At 65.7% G+C, this 19,793-nt stretch carries 20 protein-coding genes; 7 read left to right on the top strand and 13 right to left on the bottom strand.

The window, feature by feature from the left end; all coding sequences use genetic code 11:
* Nucleotides 1-11: 11 nt before the first annotated feature.
* From carA to pyrR, 4 genes are all read right to left on the bottom strand, one after another.
* Entirely contained in the window at nt 12-1,181 is a 1,170-nt protein-coding gene (gene carA, locus Q4E25_RS02570; protein ID WP_303153709.1) for a glutamine-hydrolyzing carbamoyl-phosphate synthase small subunit, read from the bottom strand.
* Between the two features lie 114 nt (nt 1,182-1,295).
* Nucleotides 1,296-2,654, bottom strand: a complete 1,359-nt coding sequence (locus Q4E25_RS02565; protein ID WP_303153707.1) for a dihydroorotase — start codon at nt 2,652-2,654, stop codon at nt 1,296-1,298.
* A gap of 14 nt (nt 2,655-2,668) precedes the next feature.
* A complete protein-coding gene (locus Q4E25_RS02560) occupies nt 2,669-3,634 on the bottom strand; it encodes an aspartate carbamoyltransferase catalytic subunit (protein ID WP_303153704.1) in 966 nt (321 codons plus the stop codon).
* Nucleotides 3,635-4,225: a bifunctional pyr operon transcriptional regulator/uracil phosphoribosyltransferase PyrR gene (pyrR, locus tag Q4E25_RS02555; protein ID WP_303153701.1), complete on the bottom strand. Its 591-nt coding sequence runs from the start codon at nt 4,223-4,225 to the stop codon at nt 3,635-3,637.
* A 212-nt stretch (nt 4,226-4,437) separates the two neighbouring features.
* Here pyrR and Q4E25_RS02550 point away from each other — a divergent pair, with 212 nt between their 5' ends.
* From Q4E25_RS02550 to Q4E25_RS02530, 5 genes are all read left to right on the top strand, one after another.
* Nucleotides 4,438-5,799: a TIGR01777 family oxidoreductase gene (locus tag Q4E25_RS02550; protein ID WP_303153699.1), complete on the top strand. Its 1,362-nt coding sequence runs from the start codon at nt 4,438-4,440 to the stop codon at nt 5,797-5,799.
* A gap of 121 nt (nt 5,800-5,920) precedes the next feature.
* Nucleotides 5,921-6,451: a YbjN domain-containing protein gene (locus Q4E25_RS02545; RefSeq protein ID WP_303153696.1), complete on the top strand. Its 531-nt coding sequence runs from the start codon at nt 5,921-5,923 to the stop codon at nt 6,449-6,451.
* Nucleotides 6,444-6,923, top strand: coding sequence for a YbjN domain-containing protein (locus Q4E25_RS02540; RefSeq protein WP_303153693.1), 480 nt, complete (start codon nt 6,444-6,446; stop codon nt 6,921-6,923). Before Q4E25_RS02545 ends, Q4E25_RS02540 begins: the two co-directional genes overlap by 8 nt.
* Nucleotides 6,923-7,453, top strand: coding sequence for a YbjN domain-containing protein (locus tag Q4E25_RS02535; RefSeq protein WP_303153690.1), 531 nt, complete (start codon nt 6,923-6,925; stop codon nt 7,451-7,453). The genes Q4E25_RS02540 and Q4E25_RS02535 overlap by 1 nt, the downstream gene beginning before the upstream one ends.
* Before the next feature lie 2 nt (nt 7,454-7,455).
* Nucleotides 7,456-7,917 (top strand): hypothetical protein, encoded by a 462-nt coding sequence (locus Q4E25_RS02530; protein ID WP_303153687.1) that lies wholly within the window; start codon nt 7,456-7,458, stop codon nt 7,915-7,917.
* Here the strand turns inward: Q4E25_RS02530 and Q4E25_RS02525 are convergent.
* The 7 genes from Q4E25_RS02525 to Q4E25_RS02495 form a co-directional block, all read right to left on the bottom strand.
* Nucleotides 7,914-8,654: a sulfite exporter TauE/SafE family protein gene (locus tag Q4E25_RS02525; protein ID WP_303153973.1), complete on the bottom strand. Its 741-nt coding sequence runs from the start codon at nt 8,652-8,654 to the stop codon at nt 7,914-7,916. The genes Q4E25_RS02530 and Q4E25_RS02525 overlap by 4 nt on opposite strands.
* 68 nt (nt 8,655-8,722) lie before the next feature.
* Nucleotides 8,723-9,208 (bottom strand): pantetheine-phosphate adenylyltransferase, encoded by a 486-nt coding sequence (coaD, locus tag Q4E25_RS02520; RefSeq protein WP_303153684.1) that lies wholly within the window; start codon nt 9,206-9,208, stop codon nt 8,723-8,725.
* A gap of 9 nt (nt 9,209-9,217) precedes the next feature.
* Nucleotides 9,218-9,802 carry a 16S rRNA (guanine(966)-N(2))-methyltransferase RsmD gene (gene rsmD / locus Q4E25_RS02515; protein ID WP_303153681.1) on the bottom strand — a complete coding sequence of 195 codons (585 nt, stop codon included), beginning with the start codon at nt 9,800-9,802 and terminating at the stop codon, nt 9,218-9,220.
* Between the two features lie 455 nt (nt 9,803-10,257).
* Nucleotides 10,258-12,360, bottom strand: a complete 2,103-nt coding sequence (locus Q4E25_RS02510; RefSeq protein ID WP_303153678.1) for an ATP-dependent DNA helicase RecG — start codon at nt 12,358-12,360, stop codon at nt 10,258-10,260.
* Between the two features lie 2 nt (nt 12,361-12,362).
* Nucleotides 12,363-13,718, bottom strand: coding sequence for a DAK2 domain-containing protein (locus Q4E25_RS02505; RefSeq protein ID WP_303153676.1), 1,356 nt, complete (start codon nt 13,716-13,718; stop codon nt 12,363-12,365).
* Between the two features lie 10 nt (nt 13,719-13,728).
* Nucleotides 13,729-14,421 (bottom strand): uracil-DNA glycosylase, encoded by a 693-nt coding sequence (locus Q4E25_RS02500; protein ID WP_303153674.1) that lies wholly within the window; start codon nt 14,419-14,421, stop codon nt 13,729-13,731.
* On the bottom strand, nt 14,421-15,377 hold the full coding sequence (locus Q4E25_RS02495; protein ID WP_303153672.1) for a thiamine-phosphate kinase: 957 nt from the start codon (nt 15,375-15,377) through the stop codon (nt 14,421-14,423). Before Q4E25_RS02495 ends, Q4E25_RS02500 begins: the two co-directional genes overlap by 1 nt.
* Nucleotides 15,378-15,430: 53 nt before the next feature.
* Between Q4E25_RS02495 and Q4E25_RS02490 the strand changes: the two genes are divergently transcribed.
* The gene (locus tag Q4E25_RS02490; RefSeq protein WP_303153669.1) at nt 15,431-16,348 is read left to right on the top strand and encodes a DUF3515 domain-containing protein; all 918 of its coding nucleotides are present in this window, start codon (nt 15,431-15,433) and stop codon (nt 16,346-16,348) included.
* A gap of 4 nt (nt 16,349-16,352) precedes the next feature.
* Here the strand turns inward: Q4E25_RS02490 and Q4E25_RS02485 are convergent, their stop codons facing one another.
* A complete protein-coding gene (locus Q4E25_RS02485) occupies nt 16,353-17,477 on the bottom strand; it encodes a D-alanine--D-alanine ligase family protein (protein ID WP_303153667.1) in 1,125 nt (374 codons plus the stop codon).
* A 21-nt stretch (nt 17,478-17,498) separates the two neighbouring features.
* The gene (locus tag Q4E25_RS02480; protein WP_303153665.1) at nt 17,499-18,497 is read right to left on the bottom strand and encodes an NAD(P)H-dependent glycerol-3-phosphate dehydrogenase; all 999 of its coding nucleotides are present in this window, start codon (nt 18,495-18,497) and stop codon (nt 17,499-17,501) included.
* Between the two features lie 276 nt (nt 18,498-18,773).
* Between Q4E25_RS02480 and Q4E25_RS02475 the strand changes: the two genes are divergently transcribed.
* Complete coding sequence (locus tag Q4E25_RS02475) at nt 18,774-19,772, top strand: bifunctional NUDIX hydrolase/histidine phosphatase family protein (RefSeq protein WP_303153663.1); 999 nt, start codon at nt 18,774-18,776, stop codon at nt 19,770-19,772.
* Nucleotides 19,773-19,793: the final 21 nt, after the last annotated feature.

Below are 19,793 nucleotides of genomic sequence, written 5' to 3'. Positions count from 1 at the left end.
TCCTGGTGCTCTTAGTTGTTCGGGGAGTGCTCGTCCATCAGGGCGATGAACTGATCGAAGAGCGGGTTGGCATCGTGCGGGCCAGCGGCAGACTCAGGGTGGTACTGCACGGAGTAGGCCATGCCGTTCTGGAGGGCAACGCCTTCGATGGTGTTGTCGTTGAGGCAGGTGTGGGTCACAACCGCCGGGCCGAAATCGGTCTCGAACTCCTCGCCCGCCGGATTCTCCTGGCCGCTGGGGCTGGCCAGGGCGAAGCCGTGGTTCTGGGAGGTGATATCGATCTTGCCGGTGAGGTGGTTGCGCACCGGAACGTTGATGCCGCGGTGGCCGAACTTCATCTTGTAGGTATCCATGCCCAGCGCGCGGCCGAGGATCTGGTTACCAAAGCAGATTCCGAAGAACGGGTACTTGGCTGCGAGGATCTCTCGCACGATCTCCGCCATGGTGTCGGCCGTGGCCGGATCGCCGGGGCCGTTGGAGACGAAGACGCCGTCCGGGTTGTACTGCTTGATCTGCTCGAAGGGGGTGTTGGCCGGGACCACGATGGTCTCAATGCCGCGGGAGGCAAAGTTAGCCGGGGTGGCGGTCTTGACACCCATGTCGTAGGCGACGACGGTGTACTTCTTCTCCCCTTCTGCCTCGATGGTGTAGGGGGAATCGGTGGAGACCTCGGTGGAGAGGTCGCGGCCCGCCATGGAGGGCTGCGCCTTGACCTCGGCGAGGAGCTCCTCCACGGGGCGGGTGGCGGCCTCACCGCTGAAGATGCCGGCGGAAATGGAGCCGTAGTTGCGCAGGTGGCGCACCAGGGTGCGGGTGTCGATGCCGCGGATGCCAATGATGCCCTGCGCACTCATCTCCTCCGAGAGGCTGCGCTCGGCGCGCCAGTTGGACACGCGGTGCGCGAGGTCGCGGATAACCAGGCCAGCGACCCAAATTCGGTTGCCGTGGGACTCGTTGTCCTCATCGTTCCAGCCGGTGTTACCAATCTGCGGGGCTGCGGCGACCACGATCTGGCGGTGGTAAGAAGGATCGGTCATGGTCTCCTGGTAGCCAGTCATCGCGGTGGTGAAGACAGCCTCACCCAGCGAAGTGCCGGTGGCACCGAAGCCATAGCCGCGGAAAGTGCGGCCATCTGCCAGCACGAGAATCGCCGGGGTTCTATCCGGAGTGGAGTTAGTCACGTCGTGGCCTTTCTGTGGCTGTAAAACAAGCTGCGGCGTGCAGCCGTGATTCGTTGTGTCGTGATTTACAGTGTCGTGAATTGTTGTGTCGGAGAAATTCTCTTGAGTGCAAGGTTAGCGATCTTCTGAGCCCTCGCCCGCGGATTCGCTGGCCAAGTCGTAAGTCACTGCGCCGCGCAGGATGGTGTGGGTGACCTTGGCGCCGAACTCCTCGCCCTCGTAGGGGTTGTTCTCCGACTTGGAAGCCAGCTGTGTGGAATCGGAGACCCAGGGGTAATCGGGGTTGACGATGGTGAGGTTGGCCGGCTCGCCGACGGCAATCGGGCGGCCGTGGCCCGGCAGGCGGGTGATCTCGGCGGGGCGCTCCGACATGACTCGCGCCACGAAGCGCCAGTCCGCCAGGCCGGAGGCGACGAAGATCTTGGCGATAACCGCCAGGGAGGACTCAAGGCCCAGCATGCCCGGCTTGGCGTTTTCGAACTCCACGCACTTGTCCTCAGAGCCGTGCGGGGCGTGGTCGGTGGCTACGACGTCGATGGTGCCGTCGAGCAACGCCTGGCGCAGGGCCTCGGTGTCGTGCTGCTCGCGCAGCGGCGGGTTGACGCGGAAGACTCCGTCGTAGGTGACCAGTTTGTCGTCAGTAAGCATGAGGTGGTGCGGGGTCACCTCGGCGGTGAGTGGAATGCCCTGGGACTTGGCCCACTTGAGCAGCTCCACGGTGCCCGTGGTCGAGGCGTGGCAAATGTGCATGCGGTTGCCGTAGTCGCGCGCCAGCAGGGCATCGCGGGCCACGATGGACTCCTCAGCCACGCGGGGCCAGCCGCGCAGGCCCAGCCTGGCGGCGTTCTCGCCCTCGTGGGCACACGCGCCTTCGGTCATGCGGTGATCCTCCGCGTGCTGAGCCAGCAGCACGTCCAGGCCCTTGGCGTATTCCAGGGCGCGGCGCATGAGCTGCGGGTCCTGCACGCATTTGCCGTCATCGGAGAACATGCGCACCTTGGCGTCGCTGCGGGCCATCATGCCGAACTCCGTGAGGGACTTGCCCTCCAGGCCCTTGGTGATGGAGCCCACCGGGTGGACGTCGCACAGGCCGAGTGCCTGGGACTTCGCCCACACAGATTCCGCGATGATCGGCTGGTCCGTCACCGGGGAGGTATTGGCCATGGTGAACACAGCGGTAAAGCCGCCCTTGGCCGCGGCCTTAGAGCCGGTCTCGATGGTCTCGGTGTCCTCGCGGCCCGGCTCGCGCAAGTGTACGTGCATGTCCACCAAGCCCGGCAGCAGCACGTGGCCCTCGGCGTCGATGGTGCGGTCTGCTCTGCACTCGGCGGCCTCGGCCCCGATGGCCTCGATGGTGCCCTCACTAATGAAGACGGCAGTCGGCTCGCCCTCGCCGTAGGGGCGGACGTTGGTGATCAGCAGGGACTGCGCTGCCGGGGCGCGCAGGGCGCCGGTTTCTGGGTAATGAGTCATCGTCAAAGCTTCTCCTAGATTCCGGCGTTCTCGCCATTGGTGAGCAGTGTAAACAGTGCTGCCATGCGCACGTGCACGCCGTTGTTGACCTGCTGCAGCACGGCGGCCTGGTCGTAATCGGCCACCGCGTAGTTGATCTCCATGCCGCGCAGCATCGGGCCGGGGTGCATGATGATGGCCTCCTTGGGCAGGGCTGCGGCGCGCTGCTTGGACAGGCCGTAGAGGTTGGCGTACTCGCGGTGGGAGGGGAAGAACCCTCCGTGCATGCGCTCGGCCTGCACGCGCAGCATCATGACCACGTTGGCGTCGGCCAGCTCGGCGTCAAAGTCATAGGAGACCTTCACCGGCCAGTGCTCCACGCCCTGCGGCAGCAGCGTCGGCGGTGCCACCAGGGTGACCTCCGCGCCGAGGGCGCTGAGCAGATCTACGTTGGAGCGCACCACGCGGGAGTGCAGGCAATCGCCCACGATCTTCACCTTGAGGCCCTCAAAGCCCGTGCCCTGTGCGGTGGCGTGCAGGCCTAAACGCTGGCGCATGGTCACGGCGTCGAGCAGCGCCTGCGTGGGGTGCTGGTGCGAGCCGTCGCCAGCGTTGATGACGGAGGGGCCCTGACCGTTCGGGGCCACCCACTGCGCGAGCTGCTGGGCAGCGCCCGAGGAGGGGTGGCGGATGATGATGGCATCGGCGCCGATGGCCGTCAGGGTCAGCCCCGTGTCCTTGAGGGATTCGCCCTTCTTCACCGAGGAGGTGGAGGCGGAAAGGTTGATGACGTCGGCGGACATCCACTTGCCCGCGGTCTCAAAGGAGGAGCGGGTACGGGTGGAGTTTTCAAAGAAGAGGGTAAATACGGTGCGCCCACGCAGGGTGGGCAGCTTCTTGACTTCACGGCCCTCGAGGGCCTCGCGGAATCGATCCGCCTCATCCATGAGGCCGAGGATCTCGTCGGCGGACAGGGCGGAGATATCAATGAGGTGTTTCATTTAAGCCTCAGCATTCTGACGGGTAAGCACGACTGCATCGCGGCCGTCAATAGCCGCGCTGTAGACAGAAACGTCTTCTTCGCGCGCGGTGGGGATGTTCTTGCCCACGTAGTCGGCGCGGATGGGAACCTGGCGGTGGCCGCGGTCCACGAGGACGGCGAGCTGGATGACGTCGGGGCGGCCAACGTCGGCCACAGCGTCAAGGGCCGCGCGGATGGTGCGCCCGGAGAAGAGGACGTCATCGACCAAGATGACCGTTGCGCCCTCGATGCCGCCGTCCGGGATGGTGGTCGGCTGCAGGGCCCGGTGGGGCTTGGAGCGCAGATCGTCGCGGTAGAGAGTGATGTCGAGGGAACCCCAGGGAACCTCTACCCCGGAGAATTCTTCAATCTTGGTGGCTAGGCGCTGAGCAAAAGGCACGCCACCAGAGGGAATGCCAAGGAGAACGACTCGAGGTGCGCCCTCGGAGCCTAGCGCCGTCTTTTCAATAATCTGGTGCGCGATGCGTGCGACAGTACGCGCGACGTCCTCGGAATTCATGAGCTCGTTGCTCACGCCGCCGGACTCCGCGTGGGTGTCAGCTCCACTCATCGTGACCTCCTTCCCCGCCTCACGGTGCGGTCTTTAAAGGATGCCGGTAAATGGTGACTTTCATGTCTATGCTTAAAAGCCACATGTAACCTTAGCACCATTGCCCGGAGTGGAGGCGAACATGCACACACAGAGGCACCCCCGGTGGCCAGTCCACCCCTCTCCCCTCCCCACCGCCCTTGGCCCGTTGCGAAAGGAAGGAAACTTTCACCGTGAGCTTTCAAGCGCAGCATGTCGTGCCCGCCGAGCGCAACGAGGTGTGGCACTGGCATACCCGAGCCGGCGCGCTGACTCGCCTCACCCCGCCCTTTACCTTCATGACACCGCTGAGCCAGGCCGAGTCCTTGGCCGATGGCACCTCCGTGCTCGGCATCGCCGGCGGCTTGAAGTGGGTGGCCCGCCACGATCTCTCGCGCTATCTCAAGGGGCATTCCTTCAGTGATGTCTGCATCAGCGCGCCCATGCGCGCGCTGGCTCAGTGGCGCCACGATCACCGCTTCAGTGATCACCCGCAGGGGACCCTCATCACCGATACCGTGGATACCCGCATCCCCGGATCAGCGCTCGAGTCCATCTTTGCCTACCGTCAGCGCCAGCTCATCGGCGATATCTCCTTTGCCCAGCAGCTGGGCCCGCTCAACGAGCGCCCGCTGACTATCGCGCTCACCGGCTCCCACGGAGGGGTGGGGCGCGCCCTGGCCGCGCAGCTGAGCACCCTGGGCCACACGGTCATCCCGCTGGTGCGCTCTGCGCCCACCGGCCCCACCGGCGCCCAACGCCTGTGGCGCCCGGAGGACCCCACCGAGGATCTGCTGCGCGGGGCGGACGTCCTCATCCACCTGGCCGGCGAACCCATCTTCGGCCGCTTCAACTCCGCGCACAAGAAGGACATCCGCTCCTCCCGCGTGGAGCCCACCCGCCGCCTGGCGGAGCTCGCCGCCCGCACCGAGGGGCTCCGCGCGATGATCTGCGCTTCGGCCATCGGCTTCTACGGCCCGGACCGCGGCAGCACCGAGCTGCACGAGGATTCCTCCCGCGGCGAGGGCTTTTTGGCGGACGTCGTCGCCGATTGGGAAGCAGCCTGCCAACCCGCCCGGGACGGCGGCGTGCGCGTGGTGAGCATGCGCACCGGGGTGGTGCTCTCCGGCAACAGCGGCGTGCTGCCGATCATGCGCGCGCTGTTTTCCACCGGCCTGGGCGGCTCCCTGGGCAAGGGCAATTTTTGGTACAGCTGGGTGGCACTGGATGATCTCACCGACATGTACGTGCGCGCAGCCCTCGACGAGTCCTGGGAAGGCGCCTTTAACGCGGTCTCCCCTACGCCGGTGCTCAACAAGGACTTCGGCGCCGCGCTGGGCGGCACCCTCAAGCGCCCGGCCGTTGTCCCCATCCCGACCCTGGGACCTGCCCTGCTGCTGGGCAAGGAGGGGGCGCGCGAGCTGGCCCTGGCGGATCAGAAGGTCCTGCCCGCGCGCGTCACGCAGCACGGCCACGTCTTCCGCTACCCCACCATCGAGCAGGCGCTCGCGCATGAGCTGGGCGCTGAGCAGCTTGTTGAGACCTCCACGGCCTAACCACCGAGTGAGTCGAGTGAGAAGGGCCGCCACGCCCGCACCGCGTAGCCCCGCTGCACCACGCCTCCGGTACCCTCGGTGAGGTCCATTGTTAACCGAGAGAACCGAGTGAGATCACACTGTGACTGATACACCCAGGCCTGATAACGACAGCGCAGAAAGCGAGCTGTTGCCCGATACCCCCGTGGAGCCGGTGACGCTGGAGCGCATTGCCGAGATCTTTGACATGCAGGGGCTCGAGTACCGCCTTGAGGAGCAAACTGTAGGCGAGACCGAGGGCGAGGCCCAGACCGTACGCATGCTGCGCAGCGGTTTTTCCAACGCCGCGATTGCGATGCAGCTCTCCGGTGATTCCCTCACCGTCGATTCCGTCTGGCGCGGTTCCATCCCCACCTCTGAGGGGCCCACCCTGCTCATGGTGATCAACCAGTGGAACCAGGATCACTTCGCGCCGACCTTTCGTTTCTTTGAGGGCCCCGAGCAGACCCTCGCGGTCTCGGGCGTGCGCCAGCTCAACGTGGCCCACGGCGCGTCCCGCAACCAGATCGGCGCCTTCGTGATGTCCACGCTGGATGCCATCCTGCAGTCTTTCGCGTGGGTCGAGCAACAGTACCCGCAGCTTGTTACCTGGGAGGAGCACAACCATGACTAACTCGAACCCGCACGCGCTGCCGGCGGTCACCCTCGACCGCGTCATTGAGGCCATGAAGAGCCACGACGTTGAGCTGACCCCAGTGGAGGGCCGCAACGACTCCGCCACGGCCAACCTCAACGGGCTGCCCTGCCTCTTCGCGGTGCTCGACACTGTGGTCATCGTGCGCTGCGATGTGCCTACCGACGCCGTCTTTGCCAAGGCCGATGCCGGCCTCTTCCTGGCCGCCAACCAGATCAACTCGGTGTCCTTCGGCGCCCGCGCCGTCATCACCGAGCACGACACCCTGCTCGTGGTGCGCACCGAGTCCGATATCCCGTGCGCTGCCGGCATGAGCGACGAGCAGCTGGCCACCGCGCTGCACGGTGCGGTCGACGGAGTCATTTCCGCCCAGGACGCCATGGTGGCCGCCGCCGAGGAGATGGCCAAGCTGGGCTCCGAGTCCGCCCAGCAGGCCGGAGGCGACTCCTAGTGAGTAGCACCGATAACGCGCTGGCCTCCGAGCAGGCCGCCGAGATCCACCCGGTGACCATCCACCGCCTGGTGGAGGTCTTCGAGCTTCTCGACGCCGAATACGTCATCGTGGACAAGCCCGCCGAGGATGCGGACGAGCCGCAGCTGGTCCTGCAGACCGGCATTCCGCACGTGAGCATCCACCTCGACATCGAGGAGGATATCCTCAGCGCCTTTGCCACCTGGCAGGCCCGCCTCCCCGCTTCCGCGGAGGACGAGATCTCGCTCACGCTCTCCCAGTTCAACTGGGAGTCCGTGGCCCCGACCTTGAGCTACCTCGTGGAGGAGGGCGCCAAGGGCAACGAGGAGATCCTCGTCGGCGCCAACCGCGCCATGGCCGTGGGCGAGGGCATGAGCCAGCAGCAGCTTGCCGCGTTCGTGCTCAGCGCCTTCGACAGCTTCGGGGAGATCTTCGACGCCTTGGCCCAGCACTACCCGCAGGCCGCGCCGTGGGCGGCAGGCAACGCCGCAGACAGCGAGGAGAACTAATTATGGATACCGCACCGTTTCTTTCCCACTCCCCGCTGCCGCAGGTCACCCGCGAGCGCGTGCTCAGCGCACTCAACGGCCCGGAGCTCGATATGGCTGCGGTGGCTCACCCCGAGGATGCCGAGGCCGCCGTGGCGCGCCTCAACGAGCTGGACTGGGTGATCTCCACCGCCGACAGCGTGGTCAAGGTTGACTGCGTGCTGCCCACCGAGCTTCCCTTCGAGGATCTCGCGCCGGTGATGTGCGTGCTGAGCAACGAGTACAACGCTGGCGCCTTCGACGGGCGAGCGCTGGTGGGCAACGTCGACGGCCTCATCGAGCTGCGTGGCGACGCCTGCTTTGTCACCGCCGCGGGCATGAACGATGACCAGCTCTTCCACGCGCTTAACCTGGCAATCATCGCCGCCCAGGACGCGCTGCTGGCCACCATTGATCGCTTCAACGAGGCGGCCCGCGGGCTCTAGAGCGAGGTCAGCCCGCGCACCAGGGCGCTGAGAGCGCCCAGGCTGGCCACGCTGAGGGAGAGAATGCGCGCCTTCTCCCGGGGAACTCGATTAGCCAGCCGGTTGCCTGCGGCGATGCCCACGAACATGCCCAGGATTCCCAGCGGCCATACCAGCCACGGCAGACCGTGGAAGTCGCCAGCGCCGACACAGAGCTTGGTCAGCACCGAGAACAACCCGCCCACCATGAAACAGGGCTGCAGGGTCGCCGCATAGACGTGCTGCGGCATGCGCGCGGCCTGGGCGTAGACGGTGATCACCGGCCCGGCCACGCCGGCCAGCGTGTTGGTGAAGCCGCCCAGGATGCCGGCGGAGACCGCCGGGCCGACGCCGTTCATCTCCGGGACAAAGCGGCGGCCGAAGCTCACCACGCCCAAGGCTACGAGCAATGCCCCGCCCACCAGCACCAGCAGCGGCGCGGTATCCATCCGGGAGATAAGGAACGCCGCCGGCAGCGAACCTAGGATCATCACTGGACCGATCTGCGCCCACTTCTTCCAATCCACGCGGTCACGCAGCGAGTAACTCAACAGCGCGGCATTGATCATGGCCAGCACGTTGATCACCATGATGCCCTCGACTGGGCCCAGCATGAGCGTGAGAATCGGCCCGCCGATGAGCCCCAAGCCCATGCCCGAAACGCGTTGCAGTGTGGAACCAACGACAACAACGGCGAAGATGGCTAGCGCGAGGGCCAGAGCGGACATAGATCACAGACTCCTTAGGGCACAGGGATTGCGCACTGCGATAGTGCTACAACGAGAAACTACTTTTCTTGGGCGGCGTAGCGGGCCATGACAGCCTCAGCCACGTGCTCGGGAAACATCCCGGTGACGTCGCCGCCGTACCTTGCCACCTGCTTGCACAGGGAGGAGGAGATATAACCGTACTTCTCATCCGTGAGCAAGAAGACGGTGTCGATGCCCGACAGGCGGCGGTTCATCTGCGCCATCGGCAGCTCGTACTCGTAGTCCAGAGAGGAACGCAAGCCCTTGACCAGCGTGTCCACGTTGTTGGCCGTGGTGTAATCCACAAGCAGCCCGCTCCACCAGTCCACGTTGATGTTCTCCGGCACGGCTTCGCGGATGAAGGCCACGCGCTCCTCCACGCTAAACAGGCCGGAGGGCTTATCAGGGTTGGCGGTGACCAGCACGGTTACTTTGTCAAAGAGCTGGGCTGCGCGGTGGAAGATATCCACGTGTCCCAGGGTGATGGGGTCGAAGGAACCGGGGCAAACTGCGTGGGTGCTCATGGGAAATTCCTAGTCCTCTGTGTCGTGGTCAGTACCTGGGCGGTGGTAAATGGCCATGTCGAAGCGGGCGATGCCAAAGGTACGCTTCTTCAGCTTCTGGCCGGTGGCCTCGAAGCCCTCCGGCCACTCGGTCTGAGGGGAGTCCACGTGGCGCTCGATGACCACGATGGCGGCGTCGGCAAGCGCGGGCTCCAGTGCAGCCAGCAGCCCGTCGACGTCCTCGAAGGAGTACGGCGGATCCGCCAGCACCATGTCGAAGTAGCCACGCGGCGCACTGGCCAGGTAGGAGGAGACCTTCATCTCGCGGACCTCCACCCGCGGGTGCTTGACCACGCCAACGTTGTGGCGGATGATTTTCACCGCGGCCGGGTTGTCCTCCACCAGGACCACGTCCTCCGCACCGCGGCTGGCTGCCTCGAGGCCCAGAGCACCGGAGCCAGCAAAGAGATCGAGCACGCGGCAATCGTGGAATCCCCAGCGCGCATTGAGGGAAGAAAAGAGCCCCTCGCGGGCGCGATCTGAGGTGGGCCGTGTTCCGGCCTCAGGAACCTTGATGGTGCGGCCGCGGGCCTCGCCGGCGATGATGCGGGTCATGGGTGCCTCCCCTTGTGTATGCGAATGTGATGGGCTCTACACTATCGCGCACTCGCCCACCGCACGCGTCCGGGGTGCGTTGTCCCGGCCAACCCTAAAAGTCTGAACCTGGAGGGCTGAACCTCGACGTCGCCAAGCTCAGCGCCACCGAATGCGTCAGACGCGACCTGGAGGTTCAGCTTTCTAGGTTCAGCCTTGTAGCTGTAGACAGGCAACAGCACGGGGCAGACGCGGCATCTACTGACCGGGGTGCTGGTGAACCCCTCCCAAGCCGCCTGCCGAACGCAAAAGTCTAGCCCTGGAAGTCGAAACCTACAGGTCGCGGTCTTCTCAGCGGTGGGCTCAGCGCTTGGCGACGCCGAGGTCTGTACTTCCAGGGCTAGACTTCTAGAGCACGAACTCGGAGCCGGGGTGGAGAACGCAGGCTCCGGGCAGGCTTGGGATGAAAGACTTGCCTAGCTCTTGTCCAGGTACTCCTGCTCCTCGTCGCTCAAGTTGCGGGTGAGCTTCAGGGCCAGCTCGGGGTTGCGGCTGACCAGGGCGGCGGCGTCGCTATGCGTGCGCTCGATGATGTCGCGGTCACGCACGAGGTCCAGCAGCTTCAGGGTGCGCTTCGTTCCGGACTGCACGGTGCCCAGGATGTCGCCCTCGTGGCGCTGACGCAGGTCCAGCTCGGCAAGCTCAAAACCGGAGGTGGTATCCGCAATCGCGCGCACGCGGTTAAAGGAGCTGGAGTGCTCCAGGGCCGTGGTGTGGAACAGGCACACCGCAGCGGCCCGGCCACGGCCCACACGCCCGCGCAGCTGGTGAAGCTGAGATACACCGAAGTTCTCCGACTCGCGGATGAGCATCACGGTGGCATTCGGCACGTCCACGCCCACCTCAATGACCGTGGTGGAGACCACAACGTCGGTCTCCCCTCGTGCGAAGCGCTCCATCACCTCGTCCTTATCGCTGAGTCGGCCATGCATAACGTCCACCCGCAACCCTTTGAGCGGCCCGGCAGCCAGCTGCTCGGCTACCTCCAGTACGCCGCCCTCGCCCTCAATGCGGGGGCAGACGATGTAGGCTTGGTGTCCCTCGGCCACCTCCTCGCGGATGCGCTGCAACGCACGGGAGACCCAGCTGGGCATCCACTCCGGGACCACCGAGGACTGAATGGGCGAGCGCCCGCGCGGCAGCTCCCGCAGCGTGGAGACGGCCAGATCCCCGAAGACCGTCATGGCGATCGTCCGCGGGATGGGGGTGGCTGTCATCACCAGCAGGTGCGGGCTAATGCCCTCGCGCGCCTTGTTGCGCAGGGTATCGCGCTGCTCCACGCCGAATCGATGCTGCTCATCCACCACGATGAGGCCCAAGTCAAAGAACTCTACCGAGTCTTGGATAAGCGCGTGGGTGCCGATGACAATGTCCGCCTCGCCGGAGACGATATCGAGCAGCGCCTGGCGCTTTTCGGCGGTACGCATCGAGCCACTGAGCACCGTCACCCGCACCCCCTCGGGAACGCTGGCGCTTATCGACGCCCCATGCTGCGCCACCAACACCTCCGTGGGGGCGAGCAAGGCGGCTTGCTTGCCGGCGTCGACAGCCTGCAGCATGGCGCAGATGGCCACCATGGTCTTGCCCGAGCCCACCTCGCCCTGCAGCAGGCGGCTCATCGGCCGGGTGCCGGCCAGATCCTCGTCTATCTCCGCCAAGACCGTGCGCTGGCCCTCGGTCAAGGTGAAGGGAAGACTCTCCAGCAGCTCCTCGCGGTAGCTACCGAGGATGGCAGGCATGGGGGTGGCCGTACGCAGTTGCGCATCGCGCTGACGCAGCGCCATGACCAGGCCGATGGACAGCGCCTCGTTGTACTTGAGCCGCTGAATGGCGCGCTCGGGGCCCGTAGCCGGCGGCTCGTGGATTTCGCGCACCGCCTGATCAAGGGTGACCATCATCCGATAGTCCAGCGGCTCCTCGATGGGTGGAGTCGCCTCCAGCACCTTGTGAATGGCCCCCATGATGTACCACGAGGTGACCTTACCGCTGGCCGGGTAGACCGGAATCCACTCTCGCTCCAGCAGGGCCTCCAGGGAGCCGAACTGCGAGAGGTTGCGCAGGGAGCCGGTGGCCTGAAGCTTGGGCGTGCGACCACCGGAAAGCTCAGGCGCGCCCCCGCCGGCATCGATGATGACGAAGTCAGGGTGCTGCAGCTGTGGCTGGTTGCGGAAGAACTTCAGCTTGCCGCTGAGCATGAGCCGCATGCCGCTGCGTAATACGCGCAGCAGGTAGTGCGCGTTGAAGAAGGTGGCGGTGATCCCGCTGTCCATCGTGAGCGTGAGCAGGAAGGTCTTCGCGGTATCGCGCTGCTGGATGCGGGTGATAACACCGGTAATGGTGACGTAATCCCCCTCCGCGGCGTTGCCGAGGCCCACGTCCTTGTTGTGGCGGATGTAATCGCGCGGATAGTGGCTCAGCAGCTCGCCGCAGGTGGTATAGCCAAAGGCACGCTTGAGGGCGCTGGCGTCCTTCTTCGGCAGCACCGAAACCAAGGGCCTATCATCCTGCCACCCCAGCACTGCTACTCCACCCCGATCTCAGTGCTCATCCCAGCAACGCGCAGCACCACGACGTCCACGCCAAGCGCCCTGGAAAGCTCGTCCTCATCCAGGGCTTGCTCCGTCAAGATGGTGATCTGCTCGCCGCCCTGGGCGAGCATCTCTTGGCAGCACGCCAGCACCGCCGCGGGCGACTCCCGCGCCGGGCGGCCCACCCGCATGGAGCGAGCGGCATCGTTCATCGCGACGAGCATCGCCTGCGTATCTGGGTCGTCCGGTTGGTACACGGAGATGGCCGCCAGCCCCGACACCAGCGAATCAGTAGAAACCACCTGCGCCGGGCCGGGCTCCCCGGGATAGCCATTGGCGAGGAAGATATCCTGCTTGCTAGCTCCTGCCCCGGCAGCGGACTCCCCTGGCGCCAGCACCTGCGCGCCGGCGGTCTCAAAAAGCGCGGAGACTGGGCCGCTCGGGGCGAGGACAAAGACTCGGCGCTGCTCCGCAGAACGTTCCTCGCTGGACGCCGGTGCGGCGGGCAATACCTCCAGGCGCAGGCCAGATACCGCTCCCAAGCCAAAGGCAGTTTCGATCACCCCACCGGCGTTAAAGGTATGGATGTGCACGCTGGCAGAACTCTCATCCGCTCTGGCCACAATGAGGCTGTTGCCCTGCGGGGAGATGGCGGATTCCAGCGCCTCCACGTCGCCTTCGTAGAAGAAGACCACCTCGAGTTCGTACTCGCTATCTGGGATCTCCTCCGCCTCTGCGGCGCGGGCGCCCTCGAGCTCCGCGAGCAGCGCCTCCAGAAGAATAAGGAAGCCTGTGCCGCCGGCATCGACTACTCCGGCCTCGCGCAGCACGGCGAGCTGCGAAGGTGTCTTATCCAGCGCCACCCGCGCCGCGGCGATGGTGTGCACCACAATCTCGTGCAGCTGCGCGCCGGGCTCAGCGGCGGCCTCGCTGGCAGCCTGGGCAGCCGCGCGCAACACGGAGATGACTGTGCCCTCCACCGGGGTGGAGATAGCGCGCTCTACCAGCACCACAGCTTGGTTGAGTGCTTGGGCCAGGATGGGCCCGTCGATGCGGGAATCCACGGTGGCATCGGCCACCCCGCGCAAAACCTGGGAAAGCACCATGCCGGAGTTGCCGCGCGCCCCGCGCACCGAGCCGATGGCGAGCGCCTCAGCGACATCGCCGCCCTTGTCCACCTCGGCCAATGCGGCCTCCATTGTGTGCGCCATGTTGGAGCCGGTATCGGCATCAGGGACCGGAAAGACGTTGAGCGCGTTGATCTCGGCGCGGCGGTGAGACAGTTCGGCCACGGTTCTCTGCGCCCAGCGGTGCAGGCCCTGGGCATCTAACGCACTCGGAAAGGACATGGGGGTTAGTTTACAAGTGCCAGTCCACTTCCTGCGCCCCACGTCGGACTAAGGCCTCGTTGGCACGGGAAAAGGGCTTGGAGCCAAAGAAACCGCGGTGCGCGGACAGCGGCGAGGGGTGCGGGGAACACAGGCATTCCACGTTGGGCAAGAACTTCGTGCAGGCCTGGGCGTCCCTGCCCCACAGGATTGCCACGATGGGAAACGCGTTAAGTGCGCGGATGGCGGCCTCAGTAATCTTTTGCCAGCCCACGCCGCGGTGGGAACCTGCCTTGCCGGGCGAGACCGTGAGGACCCTGTTGAGCAAAAGCACGCCCTGATCCGCCCACGCGCGCAGGTCCCCGTCCTCGCGCCCGCCAAGACCGAGATCGGATTCCAGCTCGGCGTAGATATTGACCAAGGAGCGCGGGGCCGGCACACCGGGCTTCGTGGAAAAAGACATGCCCATCGCATGCCCCGGGGTGGGATAGGGATCCTGGCCCACGATGAGCACGCGCACCTTGTTCAGCGGCAAGGAGAAAGCCCGGAACACGTCCTCGGCCGCCGGCAGGAAGTCCTGGCCCTCGAGCTTCTCCTCGATTCCCGGCAGGTAGTCCTCCACCGCCGGGCCGAGGACCGGCCACCAGGAAGGATGCACGATGGAGAGATCAAAAAGCCTCGAGTGCGGCAGGGTGGATGCCGCACGGGTGTCACGCTCAGTCATTAGAAGCTCTCCCATCCGGAAGTAAAACGCGGCTCCTTGCCGCCGATGCTCACGCCACTGCCGCGCTGCACCTCACCGAGCACCCGGAAACCGCTGGGGGCGGCATTGAAGGTGGTGGCCAACAGCGTGTGGTCCTCTCCGCCGGAAAGCACCCACTGCCAGGGATCCACGTTGAGCACCGCGCCCGCAGTAACCAGCAGGGAATCCGGGGCAATGGCCTCCTCGGCGACATCGATATGCACCCCGGAGCGTTGGGCAATCTGCGTGAGATCGGAGACCAGCCCGTCAGAGTTATCGGTCATGGCGGTGGCTCCGGTGGCCCGCGCAATCATGCCGCGCCCGGGTTTGAGTTCGGGGGCGCAGTGGGCGTCGACAAGCGGCCACAGCTCCTCCAACCCGCTGGGCAGTGCGCGGCCAAAGCGCTCCAAGAGCGCCAGCCCCGCCGCCGAGTAGCCCACCTTGCCATGCGCCACTAGCTTCTGGCCGGGGCGAGCGGCCCCCAGGGTCAGCGGCTCCTGGCTTCCGCCCAGGGCCCCGATGGCGGTCACGGTGATCACCAGGCAGTCCGCCCGCGTGAGATCCCCGCCCACCAGCTCGGCGTTGTAAATGGCGCAGCGCTCAGCAATGCCCTGGGCGATGCCACGGACAAAGCCCACCGGGGTGTCGGCCGGGGCGGCCACGGCCAACAGCGCGGCGGTGGGGCGCGCGCCCATGGCTTCGATGTCGGCGAAGTTGCGCACGATGAGCTTGTGGCCCACCTCGTTGGGCGTGGACCAATCCCGGCGGAAGTGGCGGCCCTCCACCATCATGTCCGTGGCTGCCACCGTGCGTGAGTTCGGGGTGGCGGGATACAGCACGGCGGCATCGTCGCCGTTGAGCGAGCTGGGAGCCGCGGCCACGATCTCTTCGATGACCTGCTTTTCGCCCGCCTGGGCGAGGGTCTGTGACAGGCGCACTGTTGCCTTACTGCCTTTCGTCGTCGGTGCAGATGCGGTTAGGATGATTCCCTATGACCCACCAATTTAACCGCACCGCCATTTATATCGCTCTTGGACTCTCCCTCGTGATGGTGGTGGCGGTTATCTTCGGCGCCAAGTTTGTCTATGAAAACGTGGCCAAGGCGCCGGTGGCCATGGCTCCTGTCCAGTCTGATCACGCCGACTCCCCCGAGTGCGCCGCGGCTATCGAGGCCGCCCCCAAGGAGCTCATGGGCCAGCCGCGCGCGGAGATCGCCGAGCCAGTCCCCGCCGGGGCTGCCGCCTGGGCCAGCAACTCTGAGGAGAAGGTCACGCTGCGCTGTGGCGTGGATCTGCCGCTGCAGTACACCGAGTACTCCCAGACCGAGGACGTCGAGGGCGAAGCCTGGCTACAGGTCAAGGACATGACCCCGGGCTCCGATCTCACCACCTGGTACAGCACCGAGCGCTTCCCGGTGCTGGCGGTGACCACCTTTGATGACTCCCGCCCCGAGGGGCTAGGCGATGTCCTCGCTGCGGTTCCCGCTCAGCACAACACGCCTGCCGCTGCTCCCCTCTCTGAGCTCAAGGCCGGCCCGGATTCCATGTGCGCTGACCTCAACGCGGCCTTGCCGGAGTCCATCGCCGAGGGCTACGAGCGCCGCAGCGACGTGCCTACCAAGGATGCTTCTGCCAAGAACGTCACTGTGTGGAGCGCTACAGGCCGCGAGGACATCGTGGTGCGCTGCGGGGTGGCCCCGCCGGAGAACTACCGCGCGGGCGTGCAGTTGCAGCAGGTCAATGACGTGCCCTGGTTCGAGGACACCACCCTGGGCGAGGGAACCACCTCCGGGCGCTGGTTCGCCCTCGGCCGCGCGAATGACCTGGTCCTTTCGGCCCCGCAGGACGCCGCCAACTCCGCGCTGGTCAAGCTCAGCGACGCCCTCGTGGAAACCACACCCGAGCAATAGGCAGCTAGCGGGCCAGGGCGCTTGCGATGAGGGTGTCGAGCAGCTCCGCGTAGGCAACGCCGGTGGCGGCGAAGACCTGCGGGTACATGGAGATCGCCGTGAAGCCAGGGAAGGTGTTGATTTCGTTGATGTAGTAGGTCTTGTCCGTCACGAAGAAATCCACGCGGGACAAGCCGCTGCAGCCCAGCGCCTGGAAAGCCTCGACGGCGCGGGCGCGGATCTCCTCGGTGGTCGCCTCATCCAGCGGCGCGGGGATTTGGGCTGAGACGCCTTCGTCGATGTACTTGGCGTCGAAATCGTAGAAGCCCTCCTCCGAGTCTGTGGTGCCCAAAAGCTTGGCCGGCACGGAGGCCACGAGGCTTCCGTCCGGGCGTTGCAGCACGCCGATCTCCACCTCGGCGCCGAGGATCTCCGGCTCGATGAGCACCTTGGAATCGGACTCGTAGGCCAGGCGCACGGCCTTCTCAAAGTCAGCCCAGTCCGTCACGCGGGAAACCCCAATGGAGGAACCACCCCGGGCAGGCTTGACAAAGACCGGCAGACCCAGATCCTCGCGCTGGGCGCTGCTGAGCTCCACCGCGCCGTCCTTCAGGATGACCTCCGGCACCACCGGCAGGCCCTCGGCGTGCAGCAACTTCTTGGTGAACTCCTTGTCCATGCCCACGGCAGAGGCGAGCACGCCCGCGCCCACGTAGGGGATCCCGGAGAGCTCAAAGAGCCCCTGCACCGTGCCGTCCTCACCGAAGGGGCCGTGCAGCACCGGAATAATCACGTCCACCTCGGCGTGGTGGCATTCCTTGGTTACGTTGTGGAAGCGGCCCTTGGTGGCCGGGTTGAGGGAGAGCGCCAGCTCGTCCTTGAGGGCTACCTCCGGTAGGACGCCGTCGCGGATGGCCAGGCCCTCGGTAGTTCCCTGGGTCCACGTGCCCTCCTTGGTGATGCCGATGGGCACGAGCTCGTACTTGGACGCATCCAGATGCGCCATGATCGAGCCGGCGGAAACGCAGGACACCGAGTGTTCGGAGCTGCGGCCGCCGTAAACCACGCCCACGCGAATCTTCGTGCTGGGCTCGGCCTTGCCGCTGGTGAGGGAAGAATCCTGGGTGTTATCAGGGTGCGCTTGAGTCATAAACGCAAACTTTACCCTGTCCTATTCGGCCTTCTTGGTGCGACCCATCAAAGCGACGATCATGTCATCCACGCTCATGCCTTCGTGGCACACGCCGAAGACTGCGCGGGTAATGGGCATGTCCACCCCGGCCTGGCTGGCCAGGCGGAAGATGGAGTCGGAGGAGATAACGCCCTCGGCCACCTGGCCGTTGGTGGCGGCGGTGGCCTCCTCCAGCGTGCCACCTTGGCCCAGGCGGTAGCCAAAGGTGCGGTTGCGCGAGAGCGTCGAGCTACAGGTGGCCACGAGATCGCCCATCCCAGCCAGGCCGGAGAAAGTGAAGGGATCCGCGCCCAGTGCCACGCCCAGGCGGGTAATCTCCGCCAGACCGCGGGTCATGATGGTGCCCATAGTGTTGTTGCCCAGGCCCTTGCCGGCTGCCATACCGCAGGCCAGCGCGATGACGTTCTTGCAGGCGCCGCCGATCTCCGCCCCGATGACGTCGATGTTGGTATAGGGGCGCAGGTAGGGCGCTGCGGCCGCGTGCTGGATGAGCTTGGCGCGCTCCTCGTCACTGCAGGCAATCACGGTGGCCGCCGGCTGCTCCTCGGCGATCTCGCGGGCGAGGTTCGGCCCGGAGAGCACCGCGATGCGCGAATCCTCAATGCCGGCGGCATCGGCGATAACCTCGCTCATGCGCTTAAGCGTGGAGGATTCCACGCCCTTGGACACCGAGACCACCGAGGCCTCCTCCGGCAGCAGCGGGGCCCAGGTCTCCAGGTTGGGGCGCAGCGTTTGCGAGGGCACGCTGAGCACCACGATCTCCGCGCCATGCAGGGCCGCTGCGGGATCCGTGGTGGCGACGATGGAGTCCGGCAGGCGCAGCCCCGCGAGGTAATCCGGGTTTTCGTGGGTCTCATTGATGGTCTGGGCCAGGTTCTCGCGGCGGGCCCACAGGCTGACCTCATTGTCAGCATCGGCGAAGACCTTTGCCAGGGTGGTTCCCCACGAGCCCGCACCCATCACTGCCACCTTGACCATGCTGTCTTCCTCCCGTTAGCGAATCTACGTCCCTGCCATTTAATCACGCCCGTGCTTTCTTCCACCGGCTCTCATGAGCGCTGGGCACTAATTGGGGTGGTGTTCGGCGCGCTTAGATGCACACGCGAGCCCAAAGGTGGAAAATGGATAAAGCCTGTGCGCTTGTGGCGCCTGCCAGCACCGTGCAGCACAGTCCACAGCGCATCGTCCACGGCGCACGGCCGTTAAAACAGCACAGCGCACCACCGCCACGACAGCAAGGAGCAGCGAAGCATTATGCCCAAGGCCAAGAACATGCATGAAACGGACAAGGACGCCAAGTCTGACGTTTTTGTCTGCGGCCGTCACCAGGAAATCCCCGTTGACCCGGCCAAGGAGTTCAAGCGCACCACGCTGGCGGCCGGTGCTGTGTTGTGGCGCGGCGACCCCCACGATCCCGAGGTGGCCATCATTCACCGCCCGCACTACGACGACTGGTCCCTGCCCAAGGGCAAGGTCGATCCCGGCGAGAGCCTGCCTGTGACCGCCGCCCGCGAGATCTGGGAGGAGACCGGTTACCAGGTGCGCCTGGGCAAGCTCATTGGCAAGGTCACCTACCCGGTGCAGGGGCGCACCAAGGTGGTCTACTACTGGCTGGCCAAGGCTCTCGAGGGCGATTACAACGCCAACAGCGAGACCGATGAGCTGCGCTGGATGCCCATTGCGGAGGCCTGCGAGCTGCTGTCCTACGACGTAGACACTGAGGTTTTGGATAAGGCCCGCAAGCGCCTGCTGAAGTCACCGACCACCCGCGTGCTCTACGTGCGCCACGCCCGCGCCCACGAGCGCCGCAACTGGGCTGGCGATGACAACCTGCGCCCGCTGGATAAGAAGGGCCGCCGCCAGGCTGAGATGCTCGTGCCGATGCTCACCCCCTACCACCCCACGGCGATCTACTCCGCCACCCCGCAGCGTTGCCAGCAGACGGCCGCGCCGCTTGCCGACGAACTCGGGCTCGACATCGCAGTCAACTCCGACTTCGGCGACGAGGTCTTCGCGGTCGACCCCGCGGCGGCGATGCGCGCCTTCCAGCGCGTGGTCAAGGCCGGCGGCGTGCCCGTCATCGTGAGCCAGGGCGAGACCATCCCGGGCATCATCAAGGCCCTCGAGCCGGTCTTCCTCAAGGCCCCGGTGGAGGACCTCAAGTTCAAGAAGTCCTCGGTGTGGGTGCTCTCCTTCAACGACGGCGAGCTCACCGGCGCCGACTACCTGGCCAGCCCGCTGCCCGTGCGCTAGCAAGCACCACCGCTAGCAAGC

It is taken from the genome of Corynebacterium sp., from assembly GCF_030532325.1.
Taxonomy (GTDB): Bacteria; Actinomycetota; Actinomycetes; order Mycobacteriales; family Mycobacteriaceae; genus Corynebacterium.
Note: the sequence above shows the minus strand (reverse complement) of the source record. Positions and strands in the feature narration are given on the sequence as shown.